This window comes from Streptomyces davaonensis JCM 4913 (genome assembly GCF_000349325.1).
Classification (GTDB): Bacteria; Actinomycetota; Actinomycetes; order Streptomycetales; family Streptomycetaceae; genus Streptomyces; species Streptomyces davaonensis.
The window spans coordinates 6,576,649-6,598,543 of the sequence record NC_020504.1 but is presented as its reverse complement, the minus strand read 5'-3'; the positions used below and the strand labels follow the sequence as shown (position 1 = coordinate 6,598,543).

Here is a 21,895-nt window from a genome sequence, read left to right as displayed (position 1 = left end):
AGGAGAGAAGATCCATGCCCTTGTGGCCCGTCTACACCGGCACCAACGAGCCGCACGACGGCATCACCGAGCTGCCGCCACCCCCGCCCTGGCGGGCCTTCGACGGCGGCCCGCCGCTCCCCTCCCCGGACGCGACCGCCGACGCCGCCGCCGTCTCCCCGGACCGCACCCACCGCGCCGCGACCTACCGGGCCACCGAGGAGACGGTGCAGCTCGTCAACGCCGCCCTCTATCTGCGCCGCCCGCTGCTCGTCACCGGCCCGCCCGGCACCGGCAAGTCCTCCCTGGTCTACGCCGTCGCCCGCGAGCTGCGCCTCGGCCCGGTCCTGCGCTGGAACATCACCAGCCGCTCCACCCTGCACGACGGCCTCTACCAGTACGACCCGCTCTCCCGCCTGTACGCGGCCCGGCACACCACCGCCCCCGCCGACTCCGGCATCGAGGACCATCTGCGCCTCGGCCCCCTCGGCACCGCCCTGCTCCCCTACGAACGTCCCCGCGCCCTGCTCATCGACGAGATCGACAAGAGCGACCTGGACCTGCCCAACGACCTGCTGAACGTGCTGGAGGAGGGCCAGTACGAGGTCCCCGAGCTGATCCGCGGCGCCCGGGACACCCCCGTCGCCGACGTGCTGGTGCACGGCACCGATCAGCGGGTTCCGGTGGAGCGCGGCCGGGTGCGCTGCCAGGCGTTCCCGTTCGTCGTGCTCACCAGCAACGGCGAGCGCGAGTTCCCGCCCGCCTTCCTGCGCCGCTGTGTCACCCTGCGGCTGCGCCAGCCCGACGACGCCCGGCTCGCCGACATCGTCCGCGCCCACTTCGACGAGGAGCCCGACGCCTACGCGCAGAGCCTGATCAGCCGTTTCCTGTCCCGGGTCGGCGGCGGCGACCTGGCCACCGACCAGCTCCTGAACGCCATCTACCTGGCCCGCTCGTCCGACCTCGGCGCCGACTCCCTCGACGAACTCGCCGAGCGGCTCATGCCCTACCTCGGGGAGGCCCAGCACACCGATGCCTTCTGAGCGCCGCCGTTCACCCCTGGTCCGCCTGGCCGACGTACTGGCCGAGGCGGGCGGCGGCGCGCGCCCGACCGCGCTCGAACTGGCCGAACTGCTGTGGCTGGCCCGGCACATGGAGGAACCGCGGGCGGCGGAGACACCGGAGCGGCGGCCGGCACCTGACGACGACGATGTACCACCGCCGGAGCCACCACGCCCGGTGGAACAGCCACGCGCCGAGGACCCCCCGGAGCCCCCGCGCGCCCCGCTGCACCTCCCCACCCCCACCCCGGCCCCGGTACCGCGTCCGCCGGAGCCTACGACGCCGCCCTCCCCCGAACCCCACGCCGCGCTGCTGGCCCCCGCCCCGCCGATGCTCCACCACCCGCTCGCCCTCCAGCGCTCCCTGCGCCCGCTCAGGCGCCGCACGGCCGCCCCCGACCGGCTCGAACTCGACGAGCGGGCCACCGCCGACCGCATCGCCCGCCTGGGCGCCTGCCCCGAGTGGTGGCTGCCGGTGCTGCGCCCCGCACAGGAGCGCTGGCTGCGTCTGAACCTCCTCTACGACACCGGCCCCACGATGCCGGTCTGGCGCCCGCTGATCCGCGAACTGCACACCACACTCGCCCAGTCGGGCATCTTCCGCACGGTGACCGCGCACCGCGCCGAGCCCGACGGCACGGTCCGCCACCCCGACGCCCACGCCCCCGCCGACGGCCGCACCGTCACCCTCCTGATCAGCGACTGCATGGGCCCGCAGTGGCGACCGGGCCCGGCCGGGACCCGCTGGTACGGCACCCTGCGCCGCTGGGCCCGCCGAATGCCGCTGGCCGTCGTCCAGCCCCTGCCGGAACACCTCTGGCGGGACACCGCCCTGCCCACGACCCCCGGCCTGCTGAGCGCCCCGCATCCGGCGGCGCCCAACTCCACGCTCTCCTTCACCCCGTACGACGAGGTCATGGCCACCGGGACCGGAATGCCGCTCCCCGTCCTCGAACCGGGCCCGCGCTGGCTGGCGAACTGGGCGGCGCTGGTCGCGGCGCCCGGCGGCCAGGGGTTCCCGGGGGCGGTGGGCCGGCTGAGCGTGCGGACCGGGGACACGGCGGACCGGGCCGACTTCGGTGCGCTGTCCGCGGAGGAACTGGTGCTGCGGTTCCGTGCCTCGGCCTCTCCGGAGGCCGTCCGGCTGGCGGGGCATCTGGCGCTGGGACGGCCGGATCTGGCGGTGATGCGGCTGGTGCAGGCCGCGCTGGAGCCGGAGCCGCGGCCGCAGCATCTCGCGGAGGTGATCCTCAGCGGCATGCTGACGGGGGTCTCCGGGCCGCCGGGAAGCTATGTGTTCCGTTCCGGCGTACGGGAGTTGCTGCTCCGGAGCCTGCCGCGCACCGCCCGGCGCGGGACGACGGACCTCCTCTCCCGGCTGGGCGCACTGATCGACGACCGGGCGGGGACGGCGGCGGGCGAGATCCGGGCGACGACTCCGATGGAGTCCGGGTCGGAGACTCAGCCGCGGAGCGAGCCGATCGCGACGGTGGAGGAGGAGACGCGGGATCGGCTGGTGGGGCGGCGGGAGCGGTCGCGGTCTCGGTCGCTGCGGGATCGGTACCGGATGGCGGAGGGGGTCGGTGAGGGCGGCTTCCTGCGACGGGCCGAGGACCTGGAGACCGGGGCGCAGGTCGTGGTGTCGCGGTTCCCCGTGCTCAGCGATCCGGACCGGGTGCGGCTCTTCCTGCGGGAGGCGGAGGCGCTGAAGGCGGGACGTCCGGCGCATGTGGTGTCCGTCCACGACTACGGGGTCGAGGACGGACACCAGTACCTCGTCACGGACTACGTGGACGGCGTCGCGCTGGACTCCCTCGACTCGCCCGGCGGTCACCGGATGCCCGCGCCGCTCCTGGCCTCGACGGTCACCCAACTGGCCCGCGCGGTCGACGGGATGCATCAGGCCGGGGTCCCGCACGGGTTCCTCGACACCAACCGGGTCATGCTCCTGCCCGACGGCACGGTGCGGCTGACCTTGTTCAACCTGGGGCACGGCGGCCAGGAGCCGTACGCCATGGACCTGCGCCATCTCGGCGAGCTGGTGTTCGAACTGGCGTCGGGCACCCCTGTCGTGACCGGTGTGAACGTCTCGGCCGGTCAGCTGGGCGTGCTGCCGGAGTCCATGCGCCCCTCCTATGCCCGGGCGCTCCGGCTGCTGCTGTCGGACGTCCTCGCGGACCAGCGGGAGGGTCTGCGCGTGCTCCAGCACGGCGCGTTCGTCCGCCAGGCGTGGAAGTCCCACGATCCGGTCTACTACTCCCTCCTCGGCCCCGTCTCCATCCGCCGGGGCTCAGGGCGCCCGCTCGCCACCGGCTCCCCTCGGGAGCAGGCCATGCTGGCCATGCTGCTCCTCCACCACGGCCGCGACGTGACCCATGCCGAACTCATCGAGGGCATCTTCTGGGGACAGCTGGGACCCGAGGGCGACCCCAAGGCCCTCCTGCGCACCTACGCCTCCCGGCTGCGCAACGCCTTGGGACCAGGAGTACTGGCCGCCCGTCCCGACAGCTACGCCCTGCACACGAGCGCCGACTTCGTGGACGTCGTCACCTGCCAGAAGCTGGTGGAACAGACGGAGAAGCAGCGCGCGGCAGGCGAACTCGCCTCCGCCCGCGCCACGGTGGACGAGGCCCTGGCCCTCTGGCACGGCAACGCCCTGGACGGCGTCCCGGGCCCGTCAGCAGACGCCGCCCGCACCCGCTTCCACCAACTGCGCCTCTCCCTCTACACCACCCGAGCCGAACTGGACCTGGAGCTCGGCGAGTTCGAACGAGCGGCCACCGACCTCGCGGACCTCCTCCGCACCCACCCGTCCCGCGAGGACTTCCGCCGCCTGTACCTGATCGCACTCCAGCGCCAGGGCCGGATGGAGGAGGCGCTGGACGCGTTCGACGACTATGAGGTCTCGGGTGGCGACAACCCCGAACTGCTGGTGCTGGGGCACGAGTTGCGCGAGGCGCTCACGGATGTCCCCCAGTCCCGGCGGCCAGAGGAACCCGCGTTCGAGGAAGAGCCCCCGCTGCTCGGGGAGGACGAGCCGGACCGGCTGCTGGTGGAGGAGGACACGGACGACGAACCCGAGACGGAACAGCACGACTTCGCCCGCTTCGAGTTCACCGACGGAGTGCCGGTCTCGGAGGCCATGGCGGCGCTTCGCCGAATGGTCGCGGAGCTGGTCGCGGCCAGCGGTCTCGGCCCGGACGAGTACCAGCTGATGCAGACCTCCTGGGGCGTGACCGCGCGCATGGAGCCGTACGTGGACGGGGCCCCGCTGTTCCGGACGACGATGGACGCACTGTCCACTCACCTGTCCGCCTTCGGCGACCTACGGCTCTGCGTCACTTTCTGGCAGGCGCACCTGGCGCCCGACGGCACGGAGGTCTCCAGCGACCGGCCGGACTTCGAGCTGGCCAGGACGGCACTGCACGCGTCCCAGGCGCGGGCGATCGTCGCGCTGTCGGAGTTCTGGCACTACGTGGAGGTCATCGACGGTGAAGCCGCGGACCCGCGTGACTTCCGTCAGTTCGGCGAGGGCGGCGGCTGGTACCGACTGTTCAGGCTGATCGACGGCGCACGCCTCCCGGCGGAGGGGCGAGCTGTACACGGGCCTTTCCCCATGCCGTACGACGGAGGGATCCCCCAGGCCCAGAACCCGGGCCAGGTCGTCGTCCTTTCCTTCGAGGACGGTGGGCTCGCTCGCACGGACTCGCCGTCCGTCCGGGAGGCGTCCAACGCCGTCCGGGCCAGGTGGCGATATTTCGAAGTCGATCTATGGGAACGCCATCTCTCACGCCTCGGGGTGCCGGGGGTGTCCGTGTCGTGGTGTGTCGAGGACCCGCTCAAGGCCGCTGAGAGCCCCGGACTGGACCTGGCCAGGATGCTCACCGACGTGCTGGTCACCGCAGCGGCCCGCAAGGGCGGGCTCAAAGAGGCACTGGGTCAGTGGAGTGTGCCCGGGTACGCGCTGCGCTGGACCCTGCCCCGGGCGTTCGGGGGGCCCACCGTGATCCACTCGGGCACCGCCCTGCGTACGCCACAGGAGCTGATCCGCAATGCGCAGTGCGTGCTGCTCGGATTCGACGAGATCCTGGCGCACCTGTACCCGGCGGACGCCGAGCGGGAGGTACTTCAGGACATCGCGCGGCTGCTTGTTGAAGAACGCGACCCCGCGGGAGCGCTGTCCGGGCAACCGCTGCCGTCGATCGGGCCCATGGACCAAGCCGACTCACTCAGCCTGTTGCGGGCATTCGCCGAACACAAGCTGGCCCATGAGGTTCGCAAGTTGGTGGACCTGCACGACAGCCGGGCGGCTCGTATCGCCCGGCCCAACCCTCTGGCCCGCGAGCTGCTCCAGGCGTTGAACGTCGGCGGGGCCCGACCGGCCGTGGTGACCGACCGGGCCACTGAGGCGGCCACCTGGTTCCTGCGGCGAGGCCGCCTGACCGACCATGTGCCGGGAGGCGTGTACGGCCGTTCCTCGGACCTCACCCGACTGATGCCCCATCCGCACGTTCTGCTGGAGGCGCTCGACCACGCGCAGGCACCCGCCTCCGCCTGTGTTCTGATCGCCTCCACCGTCGCCGAACAGACCGCCGCCCGCACCATCGGCCTGCCGTTCATCGGCTACAGCCCGAACTCCTGGCGTCAACTACGTGTGGCGGACCGAGAGGTACCGCTCGTCTCCAGCCTCTCCCCCCTCCTCGACGCCGCCCGCTCCCGCTGACAAACCCCCCATTCAGCGGCGCCCCACCCGGCCCACCACAACACGCGCCCCTCCCACAGCCCCCGCACGATTCCAGTGAGGCCCGCTACTCGGCGGCCCACGGTCCGTGCTCTCGGGAGGCCTGCCATGACCGCCAGTCTGGAGCAGCTGCGCCGCTGCCACTTCGCCGTCGATCTGGGCGCGGCGAGGACGCGGGTATACGTGAAGGGGGCCGGGCTCGTCGTCGACCAGCCCTCCGCCGCCGCCGTGAACACCCGTACCGGCGCGCTGATCGCGGTCGGCGAGTTCGCGGAGAAGATGACCGGCCGTACGCCCGACTACATCCGTGTCGTGCGTCCCGTCTCCGGCGGCACGGTGGTCGACATCGAGATGGCGCAGCGCATGCTGCGGCATCTGCTCGGCGACAAGGTCCGCCGCGCCCTGCGCCGCAAGCCGCGGCTGCGGGCCGCCGCCTGCACCCCGCACGACGCCGATCCGCTGGCGCAGCGCGCGGCCATCGAGACCCTGGTCGGACTCGGGGCGCGGCGGGTGGAGCTGGTGGACACGCTGATCGCCGCGGCCGTGGGCTGCGGGCTGCCCGTGGAGCAGCCCGAGGCCACGATGGTCATGGTGTGCGGCGCGGCGGCGACCCAGGTCGCCGTGCTCTCCCTCGGCTCGATCGTGACGGCCGAGCGGATCGCGGTGGGCGGCGAGGCCGTGGACCACGCGATCGTCCAGCATCTGCGCCACCAGCACGAGTTGGTGCTGCCGAGCCAGTCGGTACGGCCGCTCCAGCTCGCCCTGTCCGGCAACGGGCTCACCACGCACGGCCCGGCGTCCACCGAGATCCACGGCCGGGACGTCGCCACCGGCCTCGCCCGCTCGGTCCAGGTCGACACCGCCGCGGTACGGGACGCCATCCAGACCCCGCTCACCGCCGTGCTCGACGGGATCGGCAAGGTGCTGCGGGACTGCCCGCCCGATCTGGTCGCCGACCTCGCGGACCGGGGGATCATGATGGTCGGCGGCAGTGCGCTGCTGCCCGGGTTCGACCAGATGCTGCGGCAGGCCACGGGCATGCCGGTGCACATCGCCGAACGGCCGGACGTGTGCGCCGTGCAGGGTCTCGGCACCATGCTGGAGGGCAAGATCGCTCCGCTGGAGCTGGACCCGCTGGCCACCTGAGCCTGCCGTGACCGTGACCTGCATCAGGACCCGTTCGGCACCTCCGCGATCGCCGCTGTCAGCTCCGAGGCCAAGCGCTCAGCCGTACCCATGTCCTTCCCGTCCGCCGCCTCCCTGGCCTCCGCCAGGGTCGCCGTGACGTCCTGCGCCGCCGACGAGTCGTCGCGGAGCCGTTGCCAGGTCAGTTCCAGGCTGGTGACGTCGCCCGCGACCGCTCCCGCGTCCTTCTCCTCCGCGTCGATCCCCAACTGCCGTGCCCACATGTCGAACCGGTCCAGATCCACGGCCCGTACGGACTCGTAGCGCAGCCGCAGATCCCCGACGTCCTGCGCGACCCGCAGCGCCGCCTCACCCGGTTCCTCCCCTGCCAGCGCCTCGACGTCCCGGTTCATCTGCCGCGACAGCAGCGACGGCACCGCATCCGAGGCGAGGTACGTCTTCCAGGCACGCTGGACCCCTCGTGCGTCGTCCTCGGTCACCTCGCCGTCCTGCGCCGCCCGGACCGCCGTGTCCAGCGCGGTCAGTTCAGCGGGCGCCGCGCCGGGCGCCGCGTCCGTGGGCACCGCCAGCGACACCGCCTCCAGGTCACCGCTCGCCGTACCGGTCGAGAACTCCCCGTACCCCGGCGCGAAGACCTTGTCCTCCGTGGAGCCGTCCATGTGTACCTCGGTGACGGTGATCGCACCGTTCACCTCGCCGTACGGCCCGTCGACCGTCTGGTCCACGGTCTTCACCGTGACCTCCTCGAACACCACCCCGGGCAGGTTCTCCGGCCGGTACACATCCCCCTCCTCCGGAGCCGCGGGCATGATCATCGCCGGCGGAGCCCCGTCACGGCCCGCCTGCCAGGTGCCCTCGGTATCGGCCACGACCCCGTCCTCGTAGTTGAAGACGTCCTCCCCGAGGTACCAGACCGCCCCGTCGTCCGCCTGGGCGTACCAGTCGAGGGCGACCTCCTGGATCCGGCCGTCGGCGTAGGCGACGTACTGCGAGGTCAGAGCCTTGACCGAGGTTCCGTCCCACTTGATCGTCTTGCTGCCGGGCAGCAAGCTGACCTCGGTGCGGAAGACCGCCTCGTCCGCCTGGCCGCCCATGACGACCTGGTCCACTTCGCTGGTGGGGTGCAGGGGGTTGGTGATCCGCGTCGGGTGGGAGAAGACCGGCTCGGCCAGGTCCACCCGGTCGCTCTCGGGCGCCAGCGGCAGGCACTCCTTGCCCGTCTCCCCCGTGTCCTCGTCGACGACCCGCACACACTCCCCGGCCCCCGCGTCCCCGGAACAGCCCCCGGCCAGCAGCACCGCGATCCCCGCGACCGCCCCCGGCCACAGCAGCCTTCGCCGATCGTTCATGGCGGCCTCCTCAGGTCCGGTCCCCTACGACAGAGCCTCCCGCACACCCGCTGAACGCCTGCTGAACGCCCCTGAACGCCCTGTCAGGAAACCTGAGCGGTGCGCCGGGCCGCTCACTCCCCCGCCGACGGCAGCGTCACCACGAACCTCGCCCCGCCGGACGCGCCCGCCCCGGCCTCCGCCCGCCCCCGGTGCGCCGCCGCCACCTCCGCCACGATCGCGAGGCCGAGGCCGGCCCCGCCCGCTCCGCGCCCCCGGGACTCGTCCAGCCGTACAAAGCGTTCGAAGATCCGCTTCCGGTCGGCGGGCGGGACACCCGGGCCGTCGTCCTCCACGGTCAGCCGCACCTGCCCGTCCCCCGTGTCCGTCAGGGCGAACGTCACGCGTGTACGGGCATGGCGGGCCGCGTTCTCGCCGAGGTTGCGGACCAGGCGCCGCAGTGCGTCGGAGTCGCCGGTCACCCGGGCCGCGGCGACGCCCGTGCTGTCGACGGTCAGGTTCGTGGCGTTCGCGCGCAGGCGCCGTACCTCCTCCAGGACCAGGTCGTCGACGTCGACGGGGCGCCGGGTCGCGGCGAGCGCGCTCTCGTCGGCGCGGGCGAGGAGCAGCAGGTCGTCGACCAGCCGCTGCATCCGTACGGCCTCCTCCCGCACCGTCCCGGCCAGCGCGGCGGCGTCCGCCCGCGCGGGGTGCGCGAGCGCGACCTCGGCGTGCTGGCGGACCGTCGCGACCGGTGAGCGCAGTTCGTGGGAGGCGTCCGAGACGAAGCGGCGCTGGGCGGCCTCGGCGCGGGCCACCCGCCCCAGCGCCCGCCCCACGGCCGCCCAGGTCGCGGCGGCCGCGAGCACCAGCAGCACCGGCACACCGATCAGCAGCAGCCGGGTCACCGTCCCCGTCGCCTCGGCCACCCCCGAGGGCGCCCGGCCGTCCAGCACCGTCAGCTCGCGGTCACCGTCCCGCGCGCCGACCGCGACGACCAGGAACGCGTCCTCGTCCAGGCCGGTCTCCACCGTCGTACTGCCGCCGGGCGCCGGCCGGGCGAGCGCCGGGCGGCCCTCGACGTTGTCGCTGGCCGCCACCACCGTCCCGTCCGCGGCCACGACCTGGAGGAACTCCTCGTCGTCGGCGGACACGGCCAGCGTCGGCACGCCCCGGCCCGCCTCGATCACCCGGGCCACCTCACCGGCCCGGTCCCGGGCCGCGTCCCGGACGTCGTTGCTCAGCTCGGTGCGCAGCCCCAGGACCAGGGCGACACCCCCGGCGACCAGCGCGAGCGCCACCGCCAGCACGGCGATGACCGTGGCCCGCACCCGCACGGCCCGCAGTTGCCGCCGGGCCTGCTCACCGGTCCCCGGGGTCATCCCGCACCAGCCGGTAGCCATGCCCCCGGACCGTCACCAGCGACCGCCGGCCGAAGGGCCGGTCGACCTTGTTGCGCAGCCGCCGCACATACACCTCGACGATGTTCGGGTCGCCCTCGAAGTCGTCGCCCCACACCTGATCGAGGATGGTCCGCTTGGCGACCGCCTCGCCCGCCCGGCGCAGCAGGAACTCCAGCACCGCCAGCTCCCGCGCGGTCACCTCGATGTCCCGTCCGGCCCGGCTGACCGTCCGGGTCGCCGGGTCAAGACGCAGGTCACCGGCGGTGAGCACGGCGGGCCGCTGGTGGGCGTCGCGGCGCAGCAGGGCGCGCAGGCGGGCCAGGAGCACGCCGTAGGAGACCGGCTTGGTCAGGTAGTCGTCGGCGCCGGTGTCCAGGCCCTCGATCTCGTCCCACTCGCCCTCCTTGGCGGTGAGCATGAGGATCGGGGTCCAGTCCCCGGCGCCGCGCAGCTCCCGGCAGACGCGGTAGCCGTTGAGGCGGGGCAGCATGATGTCGAGGACGATGGCGTCGTAGGCGTGCTCGCGGGCCAGCCACAGCCCGTCCACGCCGTCGAGCGCGACGTCGACGGCGAAGCCCTCGGCCTCCAGCCCGTCCCTGAGCCCGGCCGCGAACCGCTCCTCGTCCTCGACGACCAGCACGCGCACGTACTCACGCTAGCTCTTCCAGGACAGCGGTGAAGGTCCGCGCCCATCCTTCGACGGTCGCCGCGGTGAACAGGTCCGTCGAGTACTCGAAGGTGACCTCGATCCCCTCCTCCCCGGGCACCAGCACCACGTACAGCTCGTTGCGTGCCACGCCCGGCATGGGCAGGCTCGTCACACGCGTCCGCAGTGACGGCAGTTCCAGGACCGGGGGTGGGGTGGTGACCACCGTGAACAGGACGGTCGGGAACAGCTCCGGACCCGGTTCCACCAGGTCCACGACCTCGGTCAGCGGCAGCTCCTGGTGGTCGAGGGCGGTGAACAGGCTCTCGGCCAGCTGGGTCACCAGGTCCTCGAAGTTCTCGGTCCGGCGCGCTCGTATCAGCACCGCGTCCCCGAGCAGCCCGACCGTGCCGGACCGGTCGCGTCGGGTGCGGTTCGCGCTGGACGCGGCGAGTACGACGTCCCCGGTGTTCCCGCACAGTCGGCCCGCCCACAGTGCGAACGCCGAGGCCAGCACGGCGTACGGCGTCACGCCCAGACGGGCGGCCGTGGCGGCGATCCGGTCCGGGGTCTCGCCGTCGATGGTCCAGGTGTGCAGCGCGCCCCGGCCGGAGAGGGCCGGCGGGCGGGGGTGGTCGTAGGGCAGCGGCAATCGCAGGGGGACGCCGGTGAGTTCGGTCCGCCAGTAGCGGTCCAGTTCGGCCCTGCGTTCGGGGGTCAGCCCCTGTTCATCACGCGCGAAGTCGGTGAACTGGGCGGAGGCGGGCGGGAGTTCGGTGCCCGCGTACAGGGCACCCAGCTCCTCCCTCAAGACTCCCAGCGACCAGCCGTCGCAGACCGCGTGGTGGAACACCGTCAGCAGGATCCAGCGGTCCTCGGCGAGCCGGGCCAGGCGGAAGCGGAACAGCGGGGCGCGGTCCAGCGCGAAGGGCATCCGGGCGTGCTCCTCGCACCACCGGTCGGCGTCGACGACGTCCTCCACCGGGACCTCGACCGGCACCTCCGCCAGCACCTCCAGCACCCGTTCGGTACACCTGCCGCGCAAGGCGTCGTGCCGTCGCACCAGCTCGGTCAGCGCACCGCGCAGCCGCTCGACGTCCAACTCCCCGTGCAGGTCGATGCGGTGGGCGATGTTGTAGACGGCAGGATCCGTGCGTTCATGGTGCCGGCGCCAGAGCCTGCGCAGGGACGAGGTCAGCGGCACGGTCGCCGCCACGCGTCCGCCTGCGGCTCGCGCGGCGATGCCTCTGATCGTCGGCGCCCGGAAGAAGTCGGCCATCGACACCTCGACGGCCAGCTCCTCCGCCATCCGGTGCAGCAACCGGATCGCGCCGAGCGAGTGGCCGCCCAGCTCGAAGAACGGGCGGGTTACCGACACCCGCGCCACGCCCAACTCCTCGCACCACAGCTCGTGCAGGGCCTTCTCCAGCGGGGTGCCGGGCTCCGCCTCGGCCGGCGAAGCCGGTCCACCGGGTTCGGGCAGCCGGGCCCGGTCCAGCTTCCCGGAGGCGTTCACCGGCAGCCGTTCCACGGCCACCCACCGCCCGGGCACCAGATGCTCCGGCACTTCGGCGGCGAGGGCGGCCCGCAGCGGTGCCGGATCACCCCCGACGACGTAAGCCACCAGCTCACTCTCCCCGTGCCGGTCCCGACGCGCTACGACCGCCGCGTCCCGCACCCCGGGCAGCGCGGCCAACACCGCCTGCGCCTCGGCCGGTTCGACCCGATGCCCACGGATCTTGACCTGGTCGTCGACGCGTCCGCAGTACTGGAGCGCGCCGTCGGAGCGCCAGCGCGCCAAGTCCCCGGTGCGGTACAGGGCGCCGCCGTCCACGAAGGCCGCGGCGGTCTCCTCGGGCCGGTTCAGATAGCCGTCGGCGACCGGGACTCCCCCTACGTGGATCTCCCCGACGGCCCCGACCGGGACCGTTCGCCCGGCCGGATCCCGCAGCAGTATGCGTGCGCCCGGGATCGGCGTGCCGATGGGCGGCAGGGTCTCGCCGTCGGGGTCGACGCGCTGCGAGGTGACGATGACGGACGTCTCCGTCGGCCCGTACTGGTTGTACAGCACGCACTCGGGGTGCCCGGCGAGGAAGCGGCGGAAGGCGTCGGTGAGCTGGAGCGCCTCGCCCGCGGAGAACAGCTCGCGCAGCGCGGGCAGCCGGGGCCCGGCCTCCATCAGATACCGGAGCGGCGTGCACGGCATGAACATCCGCTGCACCTCGTGCCTCCGCGCCGACTCCGCCACGGCGGCCGGGTCGTACCTCAACTCGTCGTCGATCAGGACCAGTTCCGCCCCGGAAGCCAGCGTCGTGAAGATCTCCTGCACGCTCACGTCGAAGGAGGGCGAGGTCCACTGGAGGGTGCGCAGGGGCGGGTGCGCGGCGAGGTGGGCGCGGACCAGGTTGGCGGGGCCCCGGTGCGGGACGACGACTCCCTTGGGGCGGCCGGTCGAGCCCGAGGTGTAGATGCAGTACGCGGGGTCCTCGGGGCGTACGTCGACGACTGGTGGTTCGGACGGCAGACCGGCGTCCGTGTCCTCCATGAGGTGCGTCTCGGTGTCGAGGCCGGGGTGCCGGGCTTGCAAGGCGGCTGAGGTCAGCAGGAGGAGCGGGCCCGCGTCGGCGAGCAGGGCGGCCAGACGCGGGGTGGGCGTGGACGGGTCGAGCGGCAGGTAGGCGGCACCGCTCTTCAGGACACCCAACAGGGCCGTGATCAGCTCGGGTCCTCGCGGCAGCAGCACTGCCACGCGCTCCCCGCGCCCGGCGCCCCGGCCGCGCAGGAGGTGGGCGAGCCGGTTGGCGGATGCCTCCAACTCGCCGTAGGAGACCCGTTGTTCATCGGTGACGAGAGCCACGGCATCCGGTGCCTGCCCCTCGACCAGGCCGTGCAGGGTGTCCCCGGCGGCCGGTGCGGGCTCGTCCAGGCGTCCGAGCCGGGCCAGGGCGGTCCGGTCGGGGGCCGTGAGGTCGGTGAGCGGGGCGGTGGGGGTGTCCAGGGCGCGGCGCAGCACCTGCTCGACGTCGGCCACCAGGCGCCGCACGGTCGGCTCGTCGAAGAGCGCCGTGTCGTACTCGACCATGAAGCGCAGTCCGTCCGCGTGGTGGGTCAGATAGACGCTGAGGTCGAAGGGGGCGCGCTCGCTGGGCACGTCGAGCAGGGTGGCGGTGAGGCGGGGCGGGTCGAAGTCGACGGCGCCTTCGTTCTCGTACTCGACCATGACCTGGAAGAGCGGATTGCGGCCCGGGTCGCGGTGCGGGTTGAGCGCGCCGACCAGCTCGTCGAAGGGGACGCGCCGGTGCTCGTACGCCGTCGTGCTGCCGTCGCGCACGCGGCGCAGCAGCGTCGGGAAGTCCGGTTCGCCGTCGAGGTCGACGCGGAGCGGGACGGTGTCGAGGAAGAGGCCGACCTGGTCCTCGGCGCCCAGGGGCCGGGCGGCGACCGCGGTGCCCAGCACTACCTCGCGCTGCCCGCTGTACCGGCCGAGGACCGCGCCGATGGCGCCGGTGAGTGCCATGAAGAGGGTGGTTCGGTGGCCCGCTGCGAACGTCCTTAGTTCGCTGATGAGTTGGGCGTCGATTGGGTGGGTCAGGCTCGCGCCCTCGCCGGTTCTGACGGGCGGGCGGGGGCGGTCGGTGGGGAGGGTGAGCTCGGGGGCGTCGGCCAGCTCGCGGCGCCAGTGGTCCAGGGAGGCGGCGAGTTCGGCGGGCTCGGGGCTGTCGGGGGTGGGCGGTTCGGACAGCGGCGGGGGCTCCTCGCCGCGGTAGTAGGCGGCCAGGTCGCGGGCGAGAACGGTCGTCGAGGAGGAGTCGAAGACGATGTGGTGGGCCAGCAGGAAGAGCAGATGGCGTTCCGGCGAGAGCCGCAGCAGGCGGGCGGTGACGAGGGGGCCTGCGGTGAGATCCATGCCGCCGCGGGCATGGGTGGCGAGGACGGCTCGCAGCGCCTCCTCCTCGCTCACGCCGCTGTGGTCGTCGACCGGGCAGTCCAGGCGGACGTCGGGGCGTATCTCCTGGTAGGGCACCCCGTCGGCCTCCCCGAACACCGTGCGCAGGGCGGGGTGCCGGTCGGCCACCCGTCGCAGCGCCTCGCGCAGGGCGGGCAGGTCGAGGGGGCCGTCGAGGCGGATCGCCTTCGGCTCGCAGTACATGGTGGTGCCCGGGTGCAGCCGTTCGAGGAACCAGATGCGGCGCTGGGCGGGAGACAGGGGCATCCGGCGGCGTGCCGGGGCCGCCTCCGATGCGTACGGGTGCCGTCGGACCCTGTCCAGCACCGGCAGCCCGGCCAGCACCTTCTCCCTCGACACCCCGAAGTCCACGAAGCAGGCGATCTCATCGGCACCGGCCGCCACCAGCCGGCCCACCGCCTCGGCGGCCGTGCGCTCGTCACCGATCAGCGCGCGGGAGGCGCAGTAGCGCTCATAGGCCCGCCCGAGCAGAAACTCCACATCTTCCTCAGGGGTGTTCGCCAGATCGACGTCGAAACCCAGGCTGTTGGTGACCTGGTCGAAGAGGGCGAGCGAGGAGCGCAGATACGACACGAACGGCCGGTACGCCTCCGCACGAGCCCGCTCGCCGTCCTCGTCGAGATAGGTGTGCACCAGCACCACGACCCGCCCGGCCGCCGGATCGAGACCGTGCTCGGCCCGGGTACGCCGGTAGAGGGCGATGTTCTCCGCGAGCTGCTCGACGGTCTGCGTCATCAGGTTGGTGACGACCCCGATCCCTTCGGCGGCGGCCCTGCGGTAGCTGTCCGGGTTGCCCACCACGGCCGCGTACAGGGGCAGTTCGGCCTGAATCGGGCGGGGGTGCAGCCGTACGTCGATCTCGGCGCCGTCACCCGCGGTCACCGGGACCGCCTGGCCCGACCACAACTGCCGTACCGTCTCCAGCCGTTCGTACATCACCTCGCGGTGCCGCCCGTAGTTCTCCGGCGCGAGCGCGAAGTCTGCGGCGTGCCAGCCGCTCGCCACGCACAGGCCCGCCCGGCCGCCGGAGATGTTGTCGACGACCGACCACTCCTCGGCGACCCGCACGGGATGGTGCAACGGCAGCACCACCGAACCGGCGTTCAGCCGGATCCTGCTGGTCCGCGCGGCGAGGGCGGCGGCCAGGACGGAAGGGTTGGGGAAGAGTGCGCCGAAGGAGTCGAAGTGCCGCTCGGGGAACCAGAGCCCGTGGAAGCCCTGACGGTCCGCGAACTCGGCCGCGTCCATGATGAGGCCGTACTTGTCGTGGGCGGTGTTCTCGGGGTAGTCGCCGAAGAAATAGAGGCTGAAGTCGGGGCCGGTGGTGGGGGTGTAGGGGGATTGCTCGACGACCGGTTTCGCGGGCTGCGGTTCCGGTGCCTGTGGGGTGGCCAGTATGTCGAGCTGACGGTTGATCACTCCGGTGACTTGGTCAGCCAGTTGCTGGGCCGGTTTCAGCTGCTGACCGAAGAGGTCGCGCAGGTTCGAAGGCGGCTCCTCAGGAACCGGCTGAGGCTGAGACTCCGGCTGCGGCTCCGGCTGGGGTGCCGTTCGCCCCCCTCCCCCGATCCGCTCCGCCAGCTTCCTCGGCGTATCGGCGGAGTCGAACAGCTCACGCACCGGCACGCGCACGCCGTACCGCTTCTCCAACTGCGTCGTCATCCCCATCAACGCGAGGGAGTCCGCGCCCAGCTCGAAGAAGGAGCGGTCGGCAGTGATGTCGGCGACCGGACTACCGAGCGCCTCGGCTGCCAACTCCCTTATGCCATCGAGTACTTCACCATTCACCCCGACCACGACGGGAGCCTCCCCCTCGATCCGGCTCGCCCGCAGCGGATGTCCCGGCAGCGGGATGCGCCCGCCGTCCGACGTGATCGCCCGCCAGTCCAGTTCCGCACCCCGCTCGTACGCCGCCCCCAGCCCCGCCAGCACCCCGCCGGCCTGCTCCACGGCTCCCGCTCCCCCGCCCTGTCCGCTCAGCCAACGGCTGTTCGGAACGCAGTGCAGGCCCAAACCGGTGAGCGTGTCCCCCGCGCCGATCTCGACGAAGTCGAGGTGCCCGCGTTCGACGGCCGTGGCCATGGCGAGGTCGAACCGGACCGGCCGCCGGGCCTGCCGGAGCAGATAGTCGACGTCGACGGTCCATCCCTCGGGCCGCGCCTCCCCGTCGGCCGTGGTGACCAGCGGAGTGCGCAGCGGTCGGTACGTCACCTGCTCGGCCCCCGACCGGAACTCCCGCAACGCCTCCTCCACGGCGGCGGAGTGAAAGGCCCGGTCCACCGACAGCGCCCGCCAGCGCAGCCCCTCGGCGTCCAACAGCCGGGCCGCAGCCTCCAATGCCTCCGGCGCCCCCGAGATCACCTGCGAGCGCGGACCGTTGACGGCGGCGAGCTCCGCCCCGGCCGCCCGCGCCACCCGCTCCGCCTCCTCGCGCTCCGCCCGCACGGCGAGCATGCCGCCCACCGGGCTGAGCGTGTGCATCAGCCGCCCGCGCAGGGCGGTGAGCCGCAGTCCGTCCGCCACGTCGATCGCCCCGGCGACACACAGCGCCGCGTACTCACCCACGCTGTGCCCGAACAGCAGCGCGGGCTCGATCCCGGTGGCCCGCCACACCTCGGCGAGCGCCACTTGGTGGGCGAAGAGGGCAGCTTGCGCGGTGTCCGTGGGCCAGACCTGGTCGGTGGGCTTCTCCTCCAGCAGGAGGGGCAGCACGTCGTCCGGACACTGGTCGAGGACCCGCCGGGCGACGGGATGGGCGGCGTACAGCCCGCTCGCCATGCCCCGGCGCGCGCTGCCCTGCCCGGCGAAAGCGAAGGCGAAGCCAACCGGGCCCAACGCGTCCCGCACCGGCGCCCGTTCGGTCAGTGACCGCGCGACCTCCGCCGCCGTACGCCCCACCGCGGTCGCACGGAAGGCGCGATGCGGGCGGCCGAGGGCCAGGGTCGCCGCCACATCGGTGGCCGCCGGCTCCGGCTGCCGCCGCAGATGGTCTGCGACCGAGTCGGTGAACTCGGCGAGCGCCTTCTCGTCGGTCGCCGACACCGGTACCAGGACCGGAAGTTCGCGACCGGGACCCGACGCCCGTGGGGGCGCCTCCTCCAGTACGACATGCGCGTTGGTGCCGCCGACCCCGAGGGCGCTGACGCCCGCCCGGCGGGGAGTGCCTTCCGGGGCGGGCCAGGGACGCAGCTCGGCCGCGAGGCTCAACGGACTGTCATCGAGCCGCAGTTCGGGGTTGGGCCGGTTCAGATTCAGCGTGGGGACCAGCATGCGGTGCCGAAGCATGAGCACCGTCTTGATCAGCCCCGCCATGCCCGCGCAGCTGTCCAGGTGACCGATGTTCGGCTTGACCGAGCCGACGGCGCAGGAAGCAGTGCCCCCGAGGGCCCGGCCGAGCGCCGCGAACTCCACGGGATCGCCGAGCCGGGTGCCGGTGCCGTGGGCCTCGACGTAGGAGATCGTCTCGGGGGCGACGTCCGCCCTGCGCAGGGCCTGCCGTACGACCTCCACCTGCCCGGTGACGCCGGGGGCGGTGAAACCGACCTTGCCCGCGCCGTCGTTGTTGACGGCCGAGCCGAGGATGACGGCGTGCACGGTGTCGCCGTCGGCGAGGGCCCGGTCGAGGCGTTTGAGCAGCACGGCGGCGACGCCGTTGCCACCGACCGTGCCGTCGGCGTCCGCGTCGAAGGCCCGGCACCGGCCGCTGGGCGAGAGGACGGAGCCGGGGTGGGTGCGGTAGCCGCTCTCCTGCGGCAGATGCACGGCCGCGGCCCCGGCGAGCGCCAGCTCGGTCTCCCCGTTCAGCAGGGCCTGCACGGCGAGGTGGACGGCGACCAGCGAGGTGGAGCAGGCGGTCTGCACGCCGATCGCCGGTCCGGTGAGCCCGAGCCGGTAGGCGACGCGGGTGGCGAGGAAGTCCGGCTGGGCGCCCATGGCGCGCTGCATACCGGTGGCGGGGTCCACGGCCGAAGCCGCCTCCGTGGCCTGCTGGTGGTCGTAGAGATTCATGCCCGAGCCCGCGAACACGCCGATCCTGGTGCCGGGTTCGGCCGCCGCGTAGCCGCCGTCCTCCAGCGCCCGGTGGCAGCACTCCAGGAACAGCCGGTGCGCGGGATGGGTGAGCCGGGTCTCCTTGAGGCTCATCCCGAAGAACTCGGCGTCGAACTCCTCGGCCCCGTCCAGGACTCCGGCGACCGGCACCCGTTCGGGTCCGACCTCCCCGAAGACCCGGACACTGTCGACGCCGTCGCGCAGATTGGCCCAGAACCCGTCGATGGTGTCCGCGCCGGGGAAGCGCAGGGCCATCCCGACGACGGCGATACGGCGGTCGTCGGCGGCACCGGACTTGGGTGGCGTCTCCGGGCGTACGTCCGTCCCGGGGCCCGCCCCGAGATGCGCCGCCAGCGCGGCGGCAGTGGGATGCTCGAAGAAGACCGTCTGCGGGATCCGCACCCCGAGCCGCCCCTCCAGCCGCGCGCGCAGCCGTACGACGAGAACGGAGGTCAGGCCGAGTTCGTAGAACGGGGTGTGCGCGTCGGCCGGGCGGTCGAGGAGGGCGGCGAGTTCCTCCCGTACGGCTCGCATGACGGCGTCCGCGTCGGGCCGCGTGGCGGCCTCCGTCCCCGCGATGAACCGTTCCCGCAGCTCGCCTCGCCGCACCTTCCCCGCAGGCGTCCTCGGGAAGTCCCGCGCCGGAACGGGCACCACATGGGCGGCGGTGAGCCGTAGCCGCGTGTACAGGGCCGCCCGCACCTCCCGCCCGATCCGCACATCCTCCTCGCCGCCCCGGCCGACGAAGAACACCGCCAGCTCCTCGGTCCCGCGCACCGGATGCGGGATGCCGCAGGCGGCCACCTCGCCCTGCCGGATCCCGGGGACGGCACTCACCGCCTCCTCCACCTCATGGGCGTACACGTTGTGCCCGTTGAGGATGATCAGGTCCTTGCGGCGGCCGGTGATGACGACCTGACCGGCGTCGAGGAAGGCCAGGTCGCCGGTGTCCAGCCAGTCCCGTCCAGCGGGGAAGGCCGCGGCGTCGGCCTCCGGGTCGTCGACGTAACCGGGGGTGAGGCGGGCGGGCGAGTGGACCTGGAGTCGGCCGATGCGACCGTCCGGGGCGAGGTCGCCGCGGTCGTCGACGATGCGCAGGGTGACACCGTGCGCGGGCGCCCCGGCCGCGACGAAGGTGACGGTCTCGTCGTCGGGCGTCGAGGCGTCGGCGCGCAGGAGGTCGCCGCCGAGGCTGCTCTTGAGCAGCCGATGGACCGTGCCCGGCCGGTCGAGTCGGCCGTAGGTGACGCCGGTGACGGTCTCCGCCATGCCCCAGGCCGGGACGATGTGCCCCTCGCGGACACCGAGGCCATGCGTCGCGTCGAGGAAGTCACGCATAACGGGGAGCGTGATCTGCTCACCCCCGCAGACGAGGGTCTTGAGACTGCTCAAGTCCCATGTTCTGTCGGGCGATTCACGCTCCTCCAGCGCATCCGCGACCAGCCGGTACGCGAACGTCGGCGCCCATCCGTGCTGCGCCCGGTGCTCGTGCATGAGGTCGAGCCAGCGCAGCGGGTCGGCCAGTACCCGTTCGGTCGGTGCGTGGACGTTGGTGCAGCCGGTGAAGACGGCGAGCAGGTGGTAGAGCAGGAACGCCCCGCTGTGGTCGACGGGGAGCCAGTTGACCATGGTGTCGTCGGGCCGCACGTCCAGGATCCGCCGACTGCTCGCGGCGAAGTCCGCCAGCCCCGCATGCGTCAGCCGCGCGGCCTTGGGCGCGCCGGTGCTGCCGGAGGAGAGCATCAGCAGGGCGACGTCGGACCCGTGGGGCTCGGCGAACTCGTGGGCGGGCGTGGCGTCCGGAAGCTCGTGCACGTCCGTGAGGACGAGCGGGTCGCCCAACAACGCGCAGGCGTGCCGCAGGCGTTCGTGCGCGGGCGAGCCCGCGAGGGGCGGGTCGGCGATGGCGACGGGCTGGATGCCGCCCAGGACGCAGGCCCAGAAGGCGGGGAAGAAGTCGGCGAGCGGCAGCCCGCACAGCACGACGAAGTCCCCGCGGCCCACTCCGCGCTCACGCAGGCCGCCGAGCAACAGCCGGGCGCGCAGGAGAAGTTCGGGGTAGGTGAGGCGGCTGGTGGACCCATCGGCGGCGACGGTGACGACCCCGGCGCCGGGCGCGGTCTCCGCCGCCCGCAGCAGCGCCGCCGCCGCGTCCCGTGGATCCGAGGCGTCCCACTCCGGCTCAGGCCCCTGGCAGACGGCCGTCCCCCGTACGCGTTCCATGCGTCCCCTCTTCCTCTGTCGGTGCCGTGCACATCGGTTCGTCTCTCGTGTAGCTCAGGCCGGTGGTCTTCCGGTCGACGCGTCCCGCGCGGGAGGCGAGCAGCAGGGCCAGGGCCCCGCACACGGCGACTCCGTGGAAGAGCGCGACGACGGTCAGCGGGGACAGCGACTCCAGGGCGGCGGCGGCCACGACGGTCCCCAGCGCGAAGCCGGCCTGTTCCGCGGTGGCGGACAGCCCGAAGAGGCGCCCGCGTTCCCGGTCCCCGGTGGCCTGGAGGCGGGAGGTGTAGACGATCTCGGTCCAGCCGTCGGCGAACCCGGCAGCGGCGGCGGCCACCATCAGCGCCACGGCGGGCAGTCCGGTGAAGGCGAGAACGAAGGAGCAGGACATCGCGCAGGTACCGAGCGCGAAGGCCCGCTCGCCGCGGGCTTTCCCACCGCGCTTGAGCACCTGGTGGGCGAGCACGGTACCGACCGCCCAGGCGGCCCAGAACCGGCTCATGTACAGCGCGGGATCCGACGCCTCGGCGATCTCGGCCACGACGGGAAGGGCGACGTTGTGCGAGGAGGAGGCCAGAGCGTCCGTACCGCGCAGCGCGACGAGCCCGAGCACCAGCGCGGGCACCCCGGCCCAGGCCCGCGTGAACCCGCCCGGCTCGACGGGCTCCGTGGACTCTCCCGAGGACTCCTCCTCGGTGCGCGGGCGCAGCACCAGCAGGGCCGCCCCGGACACCACGAAGCTGGCGGCGTTGACGGCGAACGCGGTGCCGTATCCGCCGTAGGCGATGACGGGCGCGGCGGAGGCGAACCCGAGGACGGTGGCGAGGGAACGAGCGGTGACCAACAGCCCGTTGGCGTGCGCGCGCCCCTCCTGCCCGACCATGACGGGCACGGCGCTGCGCAGCGCGACACTGAAGAAGGTGTTCCCGGCCCCCAGCACCACGACGACACACCCGAGCACCCATAACGGCGTCCGCGCCCCGCACACCGCAAGCACGGCCATGGCGGTGGCCTGCGCGGCATCGGCGCCGATCATCACGCCACGCCGCCCGACCCGCGCGCCGACCGCTCCGGCTATGGGCCCGGCCACGACCCCGGCGAGCAGCCGTAGCGCCATCACGGCCCCGATACCGAAGGCGGTGCCCGTGACTTCGTAGGAGAAAAGGCTCAATGCGATGAGATTGAGGTAATTGCCGTAGGCGGACACGGCATATGAGGTCACGAGCAGCCGAAACCGGAACATCGAGCGAGCATATCGGCCAATCCGAAGGTCAGGCCCCCCTCGCCGCGGAATGTTCCATTCCACATAGAGGCGGCGTTTTCGCAGGTCAGAGCGCTATTCCCAAATGTC

8 protein-coding genes are annotated in these 21,895 nt (G+C 73.0%); 3 read left to right on the top strand and 5 right to left on the bottom strand.

Annotated features, from left to right (window positions below; all coding sequences use genetic code 11):
• Positions 1-14 precede the first annotated feature (14 nt).
• From BN159_RS29140 to BN159_RS29130, 3 genes are all read left to right on the top strand, one after another.
• On the top strand, positions 15-1,022 hold the full coding sequence (locus BN159_RS29140) for an AAA family ATPase (RefSeq protein WP_015660599.1): 1,008 nt from the start codon (positions 15-17) through the stop codon (positions 1,020-1,022).
• Positions 1,012-5,763: an SAV_2336 N-terminal domain-related protein gene (locus tag BN159_RS42965; RefSeq protein WP_015660598.1), complete on the top strand. Its 4,752-nt coding sequence runs from the start codon at positions 1,012-1,014 to the stop codon at positions 5,761-5,763. Before BN159_RS29140 ends, BN159_RS42965 begins: the two co-directional genes overlap by 11 nt.
• A 126-nt stretch (positions 5,764-5,889) precedes the next feature.
• A complete protein-coding gene (locus tag BN159_RS29130) occupies positions 5,890-6,927 on the top strand; it encodes a rod shape-determining protein (RefSeq protein WP_015660597.1) in 1,038 nt (345 codons plus the stop codon).
• A gap of 23 nt (positions 6,928-6,950) precedes the next feature.
• Here the strand turns inward: BN159_RS29130 and BN159_RS29125 are convergent, their stop codons facing one another.
• The 5 genes from BN159_RS29125 to BN159_RS29105 form a co-directional block, all read right to left on the bottom strand.
• Positions 6,951-8,276, bottom strand: coding sequence for a hypothetical protein (locus tag BN159_RS29125; protein WP_015660596.1), 1,326 nt, complete (start codon positions 8,274-8,276; stop codon positions 6,951-6,953).
• A 113-nt stretch (positions 8,277-8,389) separates the two neighbouring features.
• Complete coding sequence (locus tag BN159_RS29120; RefSeq protein WP_197541379.1) at positions 8,390-9,658, bottom strand: sensor histidine kinase; 1,269 nt, start codon at positions 9,656-9,658, stop codon at positions 8,390-8,392.
• Positions 9,618-10,304 carry a response regulator transcription factor gene (locus tag BN159_RS29115; RefSeq protein WP_041819985.1) on the bottom strand — a complete coding sequence of 229 codons (687 nt, stop codon included), beginning with the start codon at positions 10,302-10,304 and terminating at the stop codon, positions 9,618-9,620. The genes BN159_RS29120 and BN159_RS29115 overlap by 41 nt, the downstream gene beginning before the upstream one ends.
• A 4-nt stretch (positions 10,305-10,308) precedes the next feature.
• On the bottom strand, positions 10,309-20,544 hold the full coding sequence (locus tag BN159_RS29110; RefSeq protein ID WP_015660593.1) for a hybrid non-ribosomal peptide synthetase/type I polyketide synthase: 10,236 nt from the start codon (positions 20,542-20,544) through the stop codon (positions 10,309-10,311).
• The gene (locus BN159_RS29105) at positions 20,504-21,787 is read right to left on the bottom strand and encodes an MFS transporter (protein WP_015660592.1); all 1,284 of its coding nucleotides are present in this window, start codon (positions 21,785-21,787) and stop codon (positions 20,504-20,506) included. The genes BN159_RS29110 and BN159_RS29105 overlap by 41 nt, the downstream gene beginning before the upstream one ends.
• Between the last annotated feature and the right edge of the window lie 108 nt (positions 21,788-21,895).